The 14569-nt window shown below is 68.1% G+C and carries 16 protein-coding genes; 10 read left to right on the forward strand and 6 right to left on the reverse strand.

Annotated features, from left to right (window positions below):
- The 10 genes from Q7P21_RS06920 to tilS all read left to right on the forward strand — a co-directional run.
- The coding region (locus Q7P21_RS06920) for a Holliday junction DNA helicase RuvB C-terminal domain-containing protein (protein WP_304176368.1) at window positions 1-588 on the forward strand (588 nt) is incomplete at its 5' end.
- Between the two features lie 195 nt (window positions 589-783).
- Window positions 784-1140 carry a hypothetical protein gene (locus tag Q7P21_RS06925; protein WP_304176369.1) on the forward strand — a complete coding sequence of 119 codons (357 nt, stop codon included), beginning with the start codon at window positions 784-786 and terminating at the stop codon, window positions 1138-1140.
- A 42-nt stretch (window positions 1141-1182) separates the two neighbouring features.
- The gene (gene ybgC / locus Q7P21_RS06930; protein WP_304176371.1) at window positions 1183-1626 is read left to right on the forward strand and encodes a tol-pal system-associated acyl-CoA thioesterase; all 444 of its coding nucleotides are present in this window, start codon (window positions 1183-1185) and stop codon (window positions 1624-1626) included.
- Window positions 1627-1700: 74 nt separating this feature from the next.
- A complete protein-coding gene (gene tolQ / locus Q7P21_RS06935; protein WP_304170016.1) occupies window positions 1701-2411 on the forward strand; it encodes a protein TolQ in 711 nt (236 codons plus the stop codon).
- 1 nt (window position 2412) lies between these two features.
- A complete protein-coding gene (locus Q7P21_RS06940; RefSeq protein WP_304176373.1) occupies window positions 2413-2916 on the forward strand; it encodes an ExbD/TolR family protein in 504 nt (167 codons plus the stop codon).
- 6 nt (window positions 2917-2922) lie between these two features.
- Window positions 2923-3753, forward strand: coding sequence for a TonB C-terminal domain-containing protein (locus Q7P21_RS06945; RefSeq protein WP_304170014.1), 831 nt, complete (start codon window positions 2923-2925; stop codon window positions 3751-3753).
- 21 nt (window positions 3754-3774) lie between these two features.
- The gene (gene tolB / locus Q7P21_RS06950) at window positions 3775-5073 is read left to right on the forward strand and encodes a Tol-Pal system beta propeller repeat protein TolB (RefSeq protein WP_304170013.1); all 1299 of its coding nucleotides are present in this window, start codon (window positions 3775-3777) and stop codon (window positions 5071-5073) included.
- A gap of 132 nt (window positions 5074-5205) precedes the next feature.
- On the forward strand, window positions 5206-5739 hold the full coding sequence (pal, locus tag Q7P21_RS06955) for a peptidoglycan-associated lipoprotein Pal (RefSeq protein WP_304170012.1): 534 nt from the start codon (window positions 5206-5208) through the stop codon (window positions 5737-5739).
- Between the two features lie 123 nt (window positions 5740-5862).
- Entirely contained in the window at window positions 5863-6735 is an 873-nt protein-coding gene (gene ybgF / locus Q7P21_RS06960) for a tol-pal system protein YbgF (protein ID WP_304170011.1), read from the forward strand.
- On the forward strand, window positions 6723-7955 hold the full coding sequence (gene tilS, locus Q7P21_RS06965; RefSeq protein WP_304176375.1) for a tRNA lysidine(34) synthetase TilS: 1233 nt from the start codon (window positions 6723-6725) through the stop codon (window positions 7953-7955). Before ybgF ends, tilS begins: the two co-directional genes overlap by 13 nt.
- Here the strand turns inward: tilS and Q7P21_RS06970 are convergent.
- The 6 genes from Q7P21_RS06970 to Q7P21_RS06995 all read right to left on the reverse strand — a co-directional run bounded on the left by Q7P21_RS06970 (window position 7952) and on the right by Q7P21_RS06995 (window position 14561).
- Window positions 7952-8821, reverse strand: a complete 870-nt coding sequence (locus tag Q7P21_RS06970; protein ID WP_304170009.1) for an alpha/beta fold hydrolase — start codon at window positions 8819-8821, stop codon at window positions 7952-7954. The genes tilS and Q7P21_RS06970 overlap by 4 nt on opposite strands.
- A 189-nt stretch (window positions 8822-9010) precedes the next feature.
- The gene (locus Q7P21_RS06975) at window positions 9011-9490 is read right to left on the reverse strand and encodes a hypothetical protein (RefSeq protein WP_304170008.1); all 480 of its coding nucleotides are present in this window, start codon (window positions 9488-9490) and stop codon (window positions 9011-9013) included.
- Between the two features lie 147 nt (window positions 9491-9637).
- On the reverse strand, window positions 9638-11755 hold the full coding sequence (locus tag Q7P21_RS06980) for a hypothetical protein (RefSeq protein ID WP_304170007.1): 2118 nt from the start codon (window positions 11753-11755) through the stop codon (window positions 9638-9640).
- A gap of 99 nt (window positions 11756-11854) precedes the next feature.
- Window positions 11855-12643, reverse strand: a complete 789-nt coding sequence (locus Q7P21_RS06985; protein WP_304170006.1) for a M23 family metallopeptidase — start codon at window positions 12641-12643, stop codon at window positions 11855-11857.
- Window positions 12644-12819: 176 nt separating this feature from the next.
- Entirely contained in the window at window positions 12820-14238 is a 1419-nt protein-coding gene (locus tag Q7P21_RS06990) for an NAD(P)(+) transhydrogenase (Re/Si-specific) subunit beta (protein WP_304176377.1), read from the reverse strand.
- Window positions 14235-14561 (reverse strand): proton-translocating transhydrogenase family protein, encoded by a 327-nt coding sequence (locus Q7P21_RS06995; RefSeq protein ID WP_304176379.1) that lies wholly within the window; start codon window positions 14559-14561, stop codon window positions 14235-14237. Before Q7P21_RS06995 ends, Q7P21_RS06990 begins: the two co-directional genes overlap by 4 nt.
- Window positions 14562-14569 lie beyond the last annotated feature (8 nt).

A 14569-nucleotide genomic window follows, 5' to 3' on the forward strand; every position in this document is an offset into this window, starting at 1 on the left:
CCCTTCACCCTGGTCGCGGCGACCACCCGGGCGGGGCTGTTGGCGACGCCGCTGCGCGACCGGTTCGGCATTCCGCTGCGGCTCGAATTCTACACCCACGCCGAGCTCTCCAAGGTGCTGGCCCATGCGGCCGGCAAGATGGGGGTGGGGCTGACCGCCGACGGAGCCATGGAAATCGCCACCCGCTCGCGGGGCACGCCGCGCGTGGCCGGCCGGCTGCTGCGCCGGGTCCGCGACTTCGCCGCCGCCGACGGCCACGAGATGATCGACCGAGCCGCTGCCGCCCGGGCGCTCGCGCGCCTCGACGTCGACCCCGCCGGGCTGGATGCGCTCGACCGGCGCTATCTCCGCGCCTTGATCGAGAACTATTCCGGCGGCCCGGCCGGGGTCGAGACCCTAGCCTACGCCATCGCCGAGGCTCGCGACGCGGTGGAGGACGTGATCGAGCCCTTCCTGATGCAGCAGGGCTTCATCATGCGCACGCCGCGCGGCCGCATGGCCACGGCGCGGGCCTACACCCACATCGGCCTGACGCCCCCGCCCCAGCTGCCGCCGGGCGGGCAGTCCTCGCTGTTCGAGGAGGAGTGAACCTCGATCGCTACGGAGTTTATGAATGTATATGGAGAGGACGCTATAGTTCGATAATATCGCTAGATGGGGCCATCGCCGAGGCCCGCAGCGCGGTGCAGGACGTGATCGCCCCTTCCTGATGCAATACGGCTTGATCCTGCCCCCGCCGCAACTGCTGCCGGGCGGGCAGTCTTCGCTGTTCGAGGAGGAGTGATGCTTTCTTGGGATCAGGGCATCAAGTTGGCCATGCTACTCGGTGTGCTCAGCGCGTATTTGCTGATGCAATTGCGGCTTGGGAGTCTCGCCAAAGCTGGGCGCATTCCACGCTCGACGCTGGGCATGTTCAAAACGCATAACAACGCTGATCAATGGGCCTTCCTGTTGAGTGGAAAACACAAGTCTCTCGGCGACCCCCTCACAACTGGTCTGGCTCTACCTTCAACGTGTGCTGATCTTGGTGGTCTTGCTGTGGACGATCGCAGGAATTCTACGGTGACGGGCAAGGCGCCTGGTCCCGGGCGCCCCTTGCCGACAACCTGCAAATCGAACATCACCGAGGCTGAGATCTAGGATCTGGGTCCCGGCCTTCGCCGGGATGAGCGGATAGGACACATGCCCGACCTCGAACCCACGGCCGGCCAGATCATCGGCCGCGAGCACCAGCTGCCGGTCCGCATCTATTACGAGGACACCGACTTCACCGGGGTCGTCTACCACGGCCAGTACGTCCGGTTCTTCGAGCGCGGCCGGTCGGACTTCCTGCGGGCGGCGGGCATCGACCATTCGGCCCTGCTGGAGCGCGAGGACCCGGCCGCCTTCACGGTGGTGAAGCTGAGCCTGGAGTTCCGCAAACCCGCGCGGATCGACGACGCCCTGCTGGTCCGCACGACCTATGACCGGGCCAAGGGACCGCGGCTGTTCATCGCCCAGAGGATCACCCGCGGCGCCGATTTGATCTGCGAAGCTGAGGTCGAGGCCGCCTGCATCGATCTTTCTGGCCGCCCCAGGAAGCCTCCTGCGGGACTCCTGGAGACGTTGAGGCCCCTCTTTTGCTAGGACATGGCCTCAAGTTCGCCACTGGCCCGTTCCAGATCATCTGAAACGGTCCCCCACACGGAGCCCAAGACCCTATGGACCCCGCCGTTCCCGCCGCGATCACGCCCGAAACCTTCTCGTTCATCGCCCTGTTCCTGCGCGCCGACTGGGTCGTGAAAGGGGTGATGATCGGACTGGGCGTCGCCTCGCTCTGGTCCTGGACCGTGATCATCGACAAGCTGTTCCGCTTCACCGTGCTGAACGGCCAGGCCGAGAAGTTCGAGAGCCAGGTCTCCTCCGGCCGCAGCCTGGAGGACATCGCCCAGGAGGCCGGGGAGCGTCCGCGCCACGCCCTGCCCCGCATGCTGCAAGGCGCCCTGCGCGAATGGCGCGACGCCCGCGCCAAGAGCCTGGCCACCGACACCCAGGCCGCCTTCCTGGTCCAGCGCATCGATCGGGTGCTCGACACCACCATCGCCCGCGAAGCCCTGCGCATCGAGGACGGCCTGGGCTCCCTCGCCATCGTCGCCACCGCCAGCCCCTTCATCGGCCTGTTCGGCACGGTCTGGGGAATTATGCATAGTTTTCAAGCAATTGCGATCCAGAAGAACACCAACCTGGCCGTGGTCGCCCCCAGCATCGCCGAGGCCCTGTTCGCCACGGCCATCGGTCTGATGGCGGCCATCCCGGCCTATATCGCCTACAACAAGTTCTCCACCGACGCGGCCCGCTACACGGCGCGGCTCGAAGGCTTCGCCGACGACCTGTCGACCGCGATCCAGCGGCGCATCTCGGAGCGGACCTGAGATGGCGCTGTCGGCTCACGACGCCTTCGCCGCCGGCGGCGGCGGACGCCGCCGGCGCGGTCGCAACCGGCGCGGCGCGCTGGCTGAGATCAATGTCACTCCGCTGGTGGACGTGATGCTGGTGCTGCTGATCGTGTTCATGATCTCGGCGCCGCTGCTGACCGTCGGCGTGCCGGTGGAACTGCCCAAGACCGAGGCCGGCGCCATGCAGGACCGGAACGACCCGATCACCGTCTCGATCCGGGCCGACGGCTCGCTCTTCATCCAGGAGAACCCGGTGCCCTTCGCCGGCCTATCGCCGCGCCTGAAGGCCATGACCGGGAACGAGACCAAGAAGCCGATCTATGTGCGGGCCGACGGCCGCGCGCCCTACGCCATCGTCGCCCAGGTGATGGCGGCGCTGTCGACCTCGGGCTTCACCTCGATCAACCTGCTCACCGACACCGGCGGCCCCTCGTCGGGCGGCGCCAATTCGGGCGACACGCCCGGCCAGCTCAGGCCCTGACGGCGGATGCGCGACCGGTCGGATTTCTCCTGGGCGATGATCGTCTCGATCCTGCTGCACGCGGGATTGCTGGTCTTCGCCCTGGTCTCCTGGCCGGCGGTGCGGGAACTGCCGATCGGCACGGTGGTGCCGGTCAATATCGTCTCCAATTCCACCCTCACCGACCTGCGCGCCGCCGTGCAGGCCGCCAAGGAGCAGACCGCCCAGACCGAGACCCCGGTCGCCGAGGCGCCGCCGGAGCCGATCCCCGCGCCGCAACCTCAGCCGCAGCCCAAACCGACCCCGGTTCCGCCGCAGCCCCAGCCGCAACCGGCCAAGCCGGCCGCCAAGCCCGCGCCGACGCCCGCCCCTGTCCCCGACGCCAAGGGGCTGAAGAAGCCCGCCGCCAAGCCCGCCGGCCTGGACCTCGACGCCCTGGCCCGCTCCATCGCCAAGTCCAATCCCGCCGGCGGCAAGGCGTCCTCGGCCGCCAAGGGTGCGACCCGGGCCGAAACCGCCCTGCAGGAACATCCGCGCGCCGGGGCCGGCATGGGCAATTCCGCCAACGCCCTGGCCGGTCTGGCCGACGAATTGCAACGCCGCTGGAACCCCAATTGCGAGGTCGAGGGCGGCCGCGACGTCAAGGTCCGGGTGACCTTCACCCTGGGCCCTGGCGGCCAACTGGTCGGGGTCGTCGACGCCGGCGGCCAGGAGGAGAGCGGCAATTCCGTGGTCAAGGCCGCAGCCGAACGCGCCATCCGCGCCGTCCACCAGGCGGCGCCCTTCAGCAATCTTCCGCGTGACTTCTTCGGTCAGCGCGTCACCGTGAACTTCAACGCCCGCGAGGCCTGCGGCTAAGGCCTCAAGGAGGAGATATCCATGCGCCTGAAGACCCTCATGCTGGCGATCTGCGCCCTGTTCGCAACGAGCATGGCGCTCGCGCCCGCCAGCGCCCTGGCCCAGATCGAGGTCGATGTGAACAAGGGCGACGTCCAGCCCCTGCCCATCGCCATCCCGGCCTTCGGCGGCCAGCGCGGCGCCGAGATCGCCCAGGTCATCACCGGTAATCTGGAACGCTCCGGCCTGTTCAAGCCGATCGATCCCAACGCCTTCATCGAGAAGGGCCTGAACGTCTCCGTCCAGCCACGCTTCCCGGACTGGAAGTCGATCAACGCCCAGGCCCTGGTCAATGGCCAGGTGACCGTCGAGGGCGGCCGGCTGCGGGTGGACTTCAGACTTTGGGATGTTTTCTCCGAGCAGCAGTTGCTCGGCCTGCAGTTCACCTCGACGCCTGAGAACTGGCGGCGCGTGGCCCACAAGATCTCCGACGCCGTCTATGAGCGGCTGACCGGCGAGAAGGGCTATTTCGACACCCGCATCGTCTTCGTGGCCGAGAGCGGCGGGCGGCTGAACCGCACCAAGACGCTGGCCATCATGGACCAGGACGGCGCCAATCCCAGCTACCTGACCGACGGCTCCTACATCGTCATGTCGCCGCGCTTCTCGGCCACCAGCCAGGAAATCACCTATATGACGCTGAAGCCTGAGGGCTCGGCGATCTATCTGTTCAATCTGGAGACCGCGCGCCGGGAATCCATCGGCCAGTTCCCGGGCATGGTCTATGCGCCGCGCTTCTCGCCGGACGGCGGCCGGGTGGCCTTCTCGGTGGAGCGCAGCGGCAACAGCGACATCTATGTGCTGAACCTGAAGAGCCGGGTCAGCACCAAGCTGACCAGTGACCCGGCCATCGACACCTCGCCGTCCTTCTCGCCGGACGGCAATCGCATCGTCTTCAACTCCGATCGTGGCGGATCGCCCCAGCTCTATGTGATGGGCGCCGACGGCGCGGGCGTACAGCGGATCTCCTATGGCGACGGCCGCTACACCACCCCGGTCTGGAGCCCGACCGGCGACTTCATCGCCTTCACCAAACAGACCGGCGGCGAGTTCCACATCGGGGTCATGCGGCCCGACGGCTCGGACGAGCGCCTGCTCACCACCAGCTATCTGGACGAGAGTCCGACCTGGGCGCCCAACGGCCGGGTGCTGATGTTCAGCCGAGAAACCCCGGGCGGCCCACCGCGTTTGTGGACCGTGGACGTCACAGGGCGAATCCTCCGCCCGGCGCCCTATCCGGGGTCAGGATCGGACCCCGCATGGTCGCCTCTGCTCAACTGATGAGAGAAATGAGATGTCAGGAACACATTCCAGCGGTTCTCTGACATGTGCGAGACAAGAAAAAGCAGTTACAGTTCTTGCATTGGCGCATTCCGCGCCGTCGCCAAACTCCAGCCTGAGGAGAAGCCCAAGATGAGCTTCAGCACCAAGCAAGCCCTTCGACTGGCGCTTGTCGCGGCCTGCGCCGTGTCCGTCACCGCCTGCGCCTCGCGCCCGAAGCCGATGCCCGGCCCCACGGCGCCGCCGCCCAGCTATCCGGCCCAGCCCGCCCATCCGCCTGGCCCGAACGGCCCGGTTCCGGGCTCGGTGCAGGACTTCGTCATCAATATCGGCGACCGGGTCTATTTCGACTTCGACCGCTATGACATCCGCGCCGACGCCGCGCCGGTGCTCGGCGCCCAGGCCCAGTGGCTGGTGCGCTATCCCAGCGTGGTCATCCGCATCGAAGGCAATGCCGACGAACGCGGCACCCGCGAATACAACCTGGCGCTCGGCGCCCGCCGCGCCAATTCGGTGCGCGAGTTCCTGGTGTCGCACGGCGTCGCCGCCGCCCGCATCTCGACCGTCTCCTTCGGCAAGGAACGTCCGATCGATCCGGGCACGTCGGAGGACTCCTATCAGCGCAACCGGAATGGCCACACCGTCATCACCGGCGGCGCGCGCTAAGCGTCCAGTTCGAGGAGAGTGCGAGAGGGGGCCCCGCAAGGGCCCCCTCTTTGCATATGAGGGCTCGACTTCCCTGGCCTGCCGGCCCCAATTTGGCCCACCCTTTCGGTGGATGATGAGACCATGAAACTGCGTCGCCTCGCCCTGCCTCTCGCCTCCGTCCTGGTCCTGGCTACGGCGGCGCCCGCCCTCGCCCAGACGCCGATCGATCCGCTGGACGCCCGCGATTCCCGCCGGCTGGACCGGATGGAGCAGGTGCTGCGCGAACTGCGCGCCATCGTCTTCCAGGGCCGTGACTCGGGCAAGCCAGTCATGGTCCAGCCGGCCGAGACCGACTACCAGCTGCAGGAGCTGACCCGCCGGGTCGGCGATCTCGAACAGTCCCTCACCCGGGTGAACGGCCAGTTGGAGGTCGCCACCCACGACCTCGCCCAGGCGCGTCATGACCTCGACGCGGTCAAGGCTGACAACAAGGCGCTCGCCGCCCGCGCCACCAGCCTGGAACAGGCCCAGACCCAGGCGCCCGCCGCGCCGCCCACCATGACCATGTCGTCCGGCGCGGGTCTCGCCGGCGCCCCCTCGGAGGCCGCGCCCGCCGCGCCGCTCCAGACCTCCAGCGAGGCCTTCACCCAGGCCCGCCAGCTGATGCTCAGCGGCGACTATTCCGGCGCGGAGGCCGCCTTCCAGGACTATGTGGCCCGCTACGGCGACTCCCCGCGCGCGCCGGAGGCCCGCTACTGGCTGGGCAAGACCTTGACGGCCCGCAGCGCCTATTCTGACGCCGCCACCGCCTATATCGGCGCGATCCGCGGCTGGCCCGCCACCCCCTGGGCGCCCGACGCCGTGGTCGAACTGGCCCGCTCCCTGGTCGCGCTCAAGAAGCCCTCGGACGCCTGCCAGACCCTGGACGAGTTCACCCGGCGCTATCCCAAAGCCACGCCGGCGGTTCAGAACCGCGCCGCCACCACCCGCACCCAGGCCAAGTGCGCGGCCTAGAGTCCGAGATCCAGGCTCGGCTCGACGTCCGCCTGAAGCCCACAGGTCCAATCCCGATCGCCGTCGGCCTGTCCGGCGGCTCCGACTCCCTGGCGCTCAGCCTGATCGCCGCCGACTGGGCTCGCGCCCATGGCCGGCCGCTGCTGATCCTGACCGTTGACCACCGTCTGCGACCCGAAAGCACGGCCTGGACCGCGACCTGCGCCGAACATGCGGCGCGGATGGGCGCGCGCTTCCAGGCCCTGGCCTGGACCGCCGACAAACCCGCGACCGGCCTGCCGGCCGCCGCCCGGGAAGCCCGCCACGCCCTGCTCGCCAACGCCGCGCGAGCGGCGGGGGCCGCCGTGATCCTGCTCGGCCATACGGCGGACGACCTGGCGGAGTCGGCCGCCATGCGGCGCGAAGGCGCCTCGGTTCCCGACGCCCAGGAATGGGCGCCCTCGCCGGCCTGGCCGGAGGGACGGGGCCTGTTCCTGTTGCGGCCCATGCTGGGGATCGCGCGGGCGGAGCTACGGGCCTGGCTGACGGGGCGGGGCGAGACCTGGATCGAAGACCCCGCCAATGCCGACCTCCGCTACGCCCGCGCCCGCGCCCGCGCCGCCGACCCGACGGTCGAACCAGCGTCCAGGCGATCAATCCCCCATAGCCTCGCCCAGGGGGTCACGGCGGAGATTGGCGGCGGCCTGATCCTCGACCGTGACGCCTTCCGGGCGGCGGACCCGGCCGAAGCCCGCGCCCTGGCCGGCATCGCGGCCCTGTGCGCCGCCGGGACCCGCCGGCCGCCGCGCGGAGATCGGCTTGACCGGCTGACCGAGGCGCTGCGGGGCGAAGCGGCCGTGGTGGCGACCCTGGCCGGCGCCCGCATCGAGGCGGACGCGCGAACCATCACCTGGCGGCGGGAAGTGGGTGAGTTGCGGCGTGCGCGCCTGGGACATATGTCCCTTCAGGCCGGGAACACCGACGTGTGGGACGGTCGCTTCGAAGTCCGGACCGACCGCGACATCACGATCACGGCCCTGTCCGGCCAGGCCCGGCGCCTCGGTCCCGAAGCGGCCCGCGCCCTGGCGCGCCTGCCGGCGGGCGCGCGCGGCTCGCTTCCCGTGGTGGCCGGCGACCCCACCACCTGCCCGGCGCTGGCGCCGGTTGATGGGGTGATGGTCCGGAGCCTCAGCCTGGAACGCCTCGGCGGCGCCTGCGGGCTGGTGGCCCGGGAGCCCTAGACACCCGCCTTGGCCATCACATGGTCGATGCCGGCGATGATCGGGTCGGCGTAGGCGCGGCCGAGCAGGCTGGCGTGGGTGGCGCCCGGCACATTGGCCAGATAGCCCTCATGCGAGGTCTGGGCCGGAACCCGCTGCATCGCCTTGACGGTCGGCGGGACGCGCGAGGCCCCCGCCGTCACCACCGCCACCGGCAGGGTCGGATCGAAGGGCTCGCGAGCCTGAAACGAGGTCTCCGGCCAGGACTGCACCTCCTCGGCCGACCAACGGGCGTGGGAGGCCAGGCCATAGATCCGCCGCTTCTCAGCCGAGGCCTCGCCCTCCAGGCCGATCAGGTCGCCGACCACCAGGGCGACGGGCCGCATATAGCCCAGGTGCGACCAGCGCCCGACCAGGTCCATGGCCCGCCGGTAGCCGTGGATGGCGCGCCCGGCCTTGGGATGTTCGATCATCTCCGGGGTGACGGCGTCGACCAGCACCACGCCCTTCACCCGCGCCCGGTTGCGCGGGGTGAACACCCGCAGCATCAGCCCCGCCATCGAATGGCCGACCAGGATCAGGGGACCGGTCTCGCCGGCATGGGCCAGCAGGGCCTCCAGGTCGGCGGCGATGGCCCGACCATCCCGGGGCGTCGGGCCGGCGTCGGAATAGCCCAAGCCCGCCCGGTCATAGGCGAGGCTGGCCAGGCCCTGGGCGTCCAGGCGCGCCTGGACCACGGCCCAGTCCGCCGCGCAGCCCCAGGCGCCGCATTCGAAGACGATCAGCGGACGGTCCGAGCGGACGCCCGCGCGAACCATGCGCAGCCGACGCCCGCCGATATCGACGAGCTCGCCGCGCGGGGCGTGCAGTCCGGCGCTCGCGCCCATGCGCGCCTCCGCGAGGGTGAGTCAGGACCCCAGACTTAGAGCATTTCCCGAAAAGTGTGACGCACTTTTCGGATCAAGAAATGCTCTAACTTTTTGATTTAGAGCCCTTCTTTTCCTGCTTGGTTGATTCAACCAATCAGGGAAGGGCTCTAGGAGTCCCGCCCCCCTCAGCGCAAGCGCCCGCCGGCCCTATTTCCAGACCAGCGTCTGGGGCGCCTTGGGATCCCCATAGTCGATCTCGACCTGGGTCACCGCCTTGGCGCCGGTCGGCACCGGGAAGGGCGCGCGGGTGGTGGTCGGTTTGTTGGCGACCGGCGCCCCGCCATCGAAGCTGACGCGGACGGCGCGGACCCCTTGCTCGGGCGTGGCCAGCCAGCCCGGCTTGCCCTTCGCGTCGCCCGTCTCCTCGGCGATGTTGAAGAACCGCTTGGTCTGGGACATGCCGGCATACCAGGTGATGTTCATCACCCCGCCCTGCACCCGCCAGATCGGCGTGACGGCGATCTTGGCGGAATAGCCCTTGTCGCCCTGGACCGTCGCGGTCTGGACGGGCATCACCCCGTCCTCACCTTCCGTGGCCGACAGCGAGAAGCCGGCGGGGGCGGCGGGCGGCGCCGCCGGCTTGGAGCATCCGGCCAGACCGGACAGCACAAGAACCGAAGCGAGCATGAGCCCGCCCGTGACACAACGCATGGTCGCTTCCCCCTATTTATTGTGGTGAAGCCTGCGCCCATGCGCGGTTGCGGACAAGCCCGCTCCGCAAACGCTGATTTTTGACGGGGTGGCACAGTTTCGGCCGTCGCTAGGGCCGGCGAATCAGCCCGACCTTGGCCTGCTCCAGGGTGGGTCTGGCGTCATCAGCTGAACCTCCTGTTGAGGATTCTCGAACAGGTTGAGCGCCTGGCGAAGTCGTTCGATGTGACGGGGCGGCGGCGTATAGGCCCTGGTCTCTCCGGCCGCCTGCCAGGCACTCACCTTCGATTGGCTTGGCCAGCGCCAATAGTCGTTATGTAGGAAGCCCGCGCTCAACCGCCTGCGGTCGATCTTCACATCCACAACGCCACGCCCGAAGGTCGGCGCGACCTCGCCGCCGACAATGTCGCCGCCGGTGAACCCATTGTTGGTGAAATAGATGTTGGTCCAACGGGTCGCCGCGAACACCGCAGCTGGTAGAGGTGCATTGGGCCTGCCAAGCGTTTCCCCCAGCCAACTGTCGTGGAGCTTCCGGTGCAACTCACCGTCGATCGTCGTGTCTTCGCCGCTGACCGGCGGGCAGGCCGGCAACCGGTAAAACTTGTTCATCTTGGCGGTGAATTCGCCGTGAGAATCGACCGACAGGAGCTTCGCATAGGTTAGCGGGCTGCCCAGGGTCACGAGGTCGCTGACCAACCAGGCGCTTTCGAACCGGCCCGCCTGGATATTCCATGTTCCCAGTTGCGCCAGGGCCTTGGAGTATTCGCGCTGGGCCCGTCGGAATTCGAGGCGACAGGCGGGTATGTCGGCGTCGATCGCCTCGTCGAGTTTTGCGCTCGCGCGCTCCACGGCCTGCAAGGCCAGCCTCTGCGCACCCGCGCCTTCAAGTTTGGCGCGGACCGTTCCCCAATAGTGGTCCAGTATATTGTAGGCCACCACCGTGCCCAAGCTATGAGCGACGACAATGATCCTGTCGAACTGCCCGCTGGCATGGAGCCGTTCGAGCAGGGCGACACCCGACCGGCGGATGTCGTCGCGCTTTGCCACATTCGGCGGCTCGTTCGAAAAATACCGCGCCGAGTCCGTCATGACGGTCTTCAGGAACGGCGACACCAACTGCCACGACAAGAGAATGATGAGGTAGACGACCCCACCGAGCGCGAGCACCAGACGATGGGCTGCGACGACGGCAGTCCACCAATTGAAGGGGTTCGTCCGTCCCACCTCCAATTCCTCAGCCGAGAGGCGCGTCGCACAATCACCGCCTTTGGCGCCGCTCGGGCCGAGACTGAAGCAAGTGTCTCGTGCATCGATGGCGTCGCAATCGCCCTTGTGATGCTTGCGGTAGGTCGGGTCGTTCCGACATAGCGGCCTGCTTCTGGCCTCCTCACAAGCCTTGCGCACCGGGCTTGGATCCGGGTTGAGATCTATCAGACAGATGAGCTTCTGCTGGTTGCTGTCAGTGATCTCCATGGACCTCGGCCACGTGATTCCGTCGCCCTTCAGAAATCGTTCCTTACCAACGATGACGTCCTCGACCTTGCCACCGAACATCATGCCAGCGACCACCACCGAGACGCTGAGCACCAGCAAGGTCTCAAGACAGTCCCGCCACCGGGCGGCCAGAACGAGGATCGACAGCACCGCCCCCATCCAGATGGCCGTGTAGGCGTCGGCGATGACGCCGCCATAGCCAAATGGGGGGCCCGCGAGCCTCAGGGGAGCCAGCCCGGACAGCACCAGGGCGAGCAGCACGATCGCCGCCACGGCGCTCAGCAGCAGGCCTCGGACCAGGAGCAAATTTCGCGGAATCTCGGCCAGAGGTCGCTTCAACAGGCGGATCAGCCAACGCCAAAGATCCAGCAGATGGTTGTCGGGCATCAGGTGGGCCCAATAGAACTGGTAGAAGTGGACCTGACGCCCGTCGTCGCCTCGATCAGTGATCAGACATCTCAAATCACCGAGTCCACCCTGATCCAGAGGCACGCTGGCGATATTGCCCAGCTGAGCTCCCCGCGATGCGCGCGGATCCGTTTCCCACGCGCTGAACGCCAGTTGCAGGAGGTCGTCCATCGGCGCCTGCTCGCCCTGACCGTGGACGAAAACCACGGCGGTGGCTCCTCGCAGGTCGTCGCCGGTCGGTGGATGGGGATCAGACGGGCCCGGAGACAACGCATTGGCGACGGAAGCGCTGAGAGGCGGCTTCAGTTTACCGGGAATCGATCTCGATCGCTTGGCCATGACACCCCCCGATGCAGCTGGCCGTCAGAGCGTGGCACAACTTTCGGGCATCATCCAAGCATTATACGCGCTTGGAGAGATCGGCGGCCTGGGCCGCCTCTAATCTGCGCTGCGCTGCAGGGCCAGTTCGGCCAGCCGCAGGTCATAGGAGAGCTTGCGGTGGCGTTTGCCGCCACGAGCCTTGTCGAGCTTCTCCTGCATCAGCTCGCGCTTGCTCTGCGGGATCGTCGAGACATAGGCGATCCGCACCCGGGGCGAGATGCTGGTCGCCATCTCCACTGGCAGGTCGGCTGGGGTGGCGAAGCGGCGGTTCAGGAACAGGATCGGATTGATCGGCTCGCCTTCGTGGCGGATTTCCAGATGCAGATGCGGGCCGGTCGAGGTGCCGCCATTGCCGATCCGGGCGATCGGGGTCCCGGCGGCCACGGCCGCGCCGACCTTCATCCGCCGCTCCACCGAGCCCAGGTGGCCGTAGAAGCTGGTCAGGCCGCCGGCGTGGCGCACCTCGATGAAATTGCCATAGCCCATGGCCACGCCCCGCCGCAGCACCGTGCCGTCGGCCACCGCCAGCACGTGCTCGCCAGCCCCGGCGGCGATGTCGACCCCGGCGTGCAGGCGGCCATGGTCTTCCCAGGGCAGTTTGCGCAGGCCCCAGGGGGAGATGATCTTGCGGCCCGGCACCGGCTGTTGGAACGCCAGGAACGGCGGCCCGGTTGGGGCGGCGTCCTCGGCGGGCGGCTCATAGGTCTCGGCCTGGGCGACCTGCGGCCGGACCTGTTCCGGCAGGGCGGCATGAGCCACGGCGATGATCGCCAGCGCCAGCGCGCCAGCCCCCGCCAGGGTGAGCCCCCATCCCATCAGCCCGTGCCCGGAAGGCCTCTCGGTCAAACCCACGTCCTCAATGTCCGGCCGCGACAGGCGGCGCGAAACGATCAAGCCGGCCCCCCACCCCCGTCGTGAGGGGGCAGGGTCCGGCTTGGATGAGGCTCATCCTTGCCAAGATAGGGCGGACAAATCGTTAAGCGGGCGGCGACAAAGCCGCGCAGCGGGTCGCGGGGCCGGCCCTACAGCCCCTTCAGAATGCCTTCGACCATCTTCTTGGCGTCTCCGAACAGCATCATGGTGTTGTCGCGGAAGAACAGCTCGTTCTCCACACCGGCATAGCCCGAGCTCATGCCGCGCTTCACGAACAGCACGGTGCGAGCCTTTTCCACGTCGAGGATCGGCATGCCGTAGATGGCGCTGGTCGGGTCGGTCTTGGCGGCCGGATTGGTGACGTCATTGGCGCCGATCACGAAGGCCACGTCGGCGGTCGGGAACTCGGCGTTGATGTCCTCAAGCTCGAAGACCTCGTCGTAAGGCACATTGGCCTCGGCCAGCAGCACGTTCATGTGCCCGGGCATTCGGCCGGCGACGGGGTGGATGGCGTACTTCACCTCCACGCCCTCTTCCTTCAGCTTGTCGCCCATTTCGCGGAGCGCATGCTGGGCCTGGCTGACGGCCATGCCGTAGCCGGGGACGATGATCACCTTCGACGCATTCTTCATGATGAAGGCGGCGTCCTCGGCGGAGCCCTGCTTGACCGGCCGAGTCTCGACCTTGCCGCCCGCCGCCGCCGCCGTGTCGTCGGCGCCGAAGCCGCCGAGGATCACGGAGATGAAGCTGCGGTTCATCGCCTTGCACATGATGTAGCTGAGGATCGCGCCGGACGAGCCCACCAGGGCGCCGGTGATGATCAGGGTGATGTTCTCGAGCGTGAAGCCCAGCGCCGCCGCCGCCCAGCCGGAATAGCTGTTCAGCATGGAGACCACGACCGGCATGTCGGCGCCGCCGATCGGGATGATCAGGGTGACGCCGATCAAGAGGCTGAGCGCGGCTATGGCCCAGAAGGCCCAGATCGCCTGGCCGCCGCTCATCACCAGCACCACCACCAGGGTGACGATGGCCGCGGCGATGACGATGTTCAGCAGGTGGCGGGCCGGCAGCAGGATCGGCGCGCCCGACATGTTGCCGTTGAGCTTGAGCGCCGCAATGATCGAGCCGGTCAGGGTCACCGCCCCGATCGCCAGGCCGAGCGACAGCTCGACCAGGGAGTTCAGGTGGATCTGGCCATTGGCGCCCAATATGCCATAGGCGGCGGGGGTGTAGATGGCGGCGACCGCCACCAGACAGGCCGCCGCGCCCACCAGGCTGTGGAAGGTGGCGACCAGCTGCGGCATCGAGGTCATGGCGACGCGGCGCGCGATCACCGCGCCCACGGTCCCGCCGACGGCGACGCCGCCGACGATCAGGCCCAGCGTGATGGCGTCCAGCTTGCCCTGGCTGAACAGGGTCAGCAGGGTCACGCCCACGGCGATGGCCATGCCGATCATGCCGTTGCGGTTGCCGGCCTGGCTGGTGGTCGGCGAGGACAGGCCGCGCAGGGCCAGGATGAAGAGAACGCCCGAGATCAGATAGGCGATAGCTGCGAGGTTCGCGCTCACTTGGCCTTGTCCTTCTTCTTGTACATGGCCAGCATGCGCTGGGTGACCAGGAAGCCGCCGAAGATGTTCACGGCGGCGAAGGCGGCGGCGACAGCGCCGGCCCCCTTGGAGATCAGCACGCTGCCGGTCAGGGCCCCGCCGCCGACGCTCTGGGCGGAAGCCGCCAGAAGCGCGCCGACGATGATCACCGACGAGATGGCGTTGGTCACGGCCATCAACGGGGTGTGCAGGGCGGGCGTCACGCTCCAGACCACGTAATAGCCGACGAAGATCGCCAGCACGAAGATGGCCAGGCGGAAGACTGTGGGATCTACGGCTTCCATAGGGACCT

The sequence above is a fragment of the Phenylobacterium aquaticum genome, from assembly GCF_947378715.1.
In the GTDB taxonomy this organism is placed as follows: Bacteria; Pseudomonadota; Alphaproteobacteria; order Caulobacterales; family Caulobacteraceae; genus Phenylobacterium; species Phenylobacterium aquaticum_A.

What these genes read in the sequence shown, in the direction of transcription:
- tolQ (WP_304170016.1), top strand. Translation starts at nt 1,701, where the DNA reads ATGGACCCCGCCGTTCCCGCCGCGATCACGCCCGAAACCTTCTCGTTC.
- Q7P21_RS06980 (WP_304170007.1), bottom strand. Translation starts at nt 11,755, where the DNA reads ATGGCCAAGCGATCGAGATCGATTCCCGGTAAACTGAAGCCGCCTCTC.
- ybgC (WP_304176371.1), top strand. Translation starts at nt 1,183, where the DNA reads ATGCCCGACCTCGAACCCACGGCCGGCCAGATCATCGGCCGCGAGCAC.
- tolB (WP_304170013.1), top strand. Translation starts at nt 3,775, where the DNA reads ATGCGCCTGAAGACCCTCATGCTGGCGATCTGCGCCCTGTTCGCAACG.
- Q7P21_RS06925 (WP_304176369.1), top strand. Translation starts at nt 784, where the DNA reads ATGCTTTCTTGGGATCAGGGCATCAAGTTGGCCATGCTACTCGGTGTG.
- Q7P21_RS06940 (WP_304176373.1), top strand. Translation starts at nt 2,413, where the DNA reads ATGGCGCTGTCGGCTCACGACGCCTTCGCCGCCGGCGGCGGCGGACGC.
- Q7P21_RS06970 (WP_304170009.1), bottom strand. Translation starts at nt 8,821, where the DNA reads ATGGGCGCGAGCGCCGGACTGCACGCCCCGCGCGGCGAGCTCGTCGAT.
- pal (WP_304170012.1), top strand. Translation starts at nt 5,206, where the DNA reads ATGAGCTTCAGCACCAAGCAAGCCCTTCGACTGGCGCTTGTCGCGGCC.
- ybgF (WP_304170011.1), top strand. Translation starts at nt 5,863, where the DNA reads ATGAAACTGCGTCGCCTCGCCCTGCCTCTCGCCTCCGTCCTGGTCCTG.
- Q7P21_RS06975 (WP_304170008.1), bottom strand. Translation starts at nt 9,490, where the DNA reads ATGCTCGCTTCGGTTCTTGTGCTGTCCGGTCTGGCCGGATGCTCCAAG.
- Q7P21_RS06945 (WP_304170014.1), top strand. Translation starts at nt 2,923, where the DNA reads ATGCGCGACCGGTCGGATTTCTCCTGGGCGATGATCGTCTCGATCCTG.
- Q7P21_RS06995 (WP_304176379.1), bottom strand. Translation starts at nt 14,561, where the DNA reads ATGGAAGCCGTAGATCCCACAGTCTTCCGCCTGGCCATCTTCGTGCTG.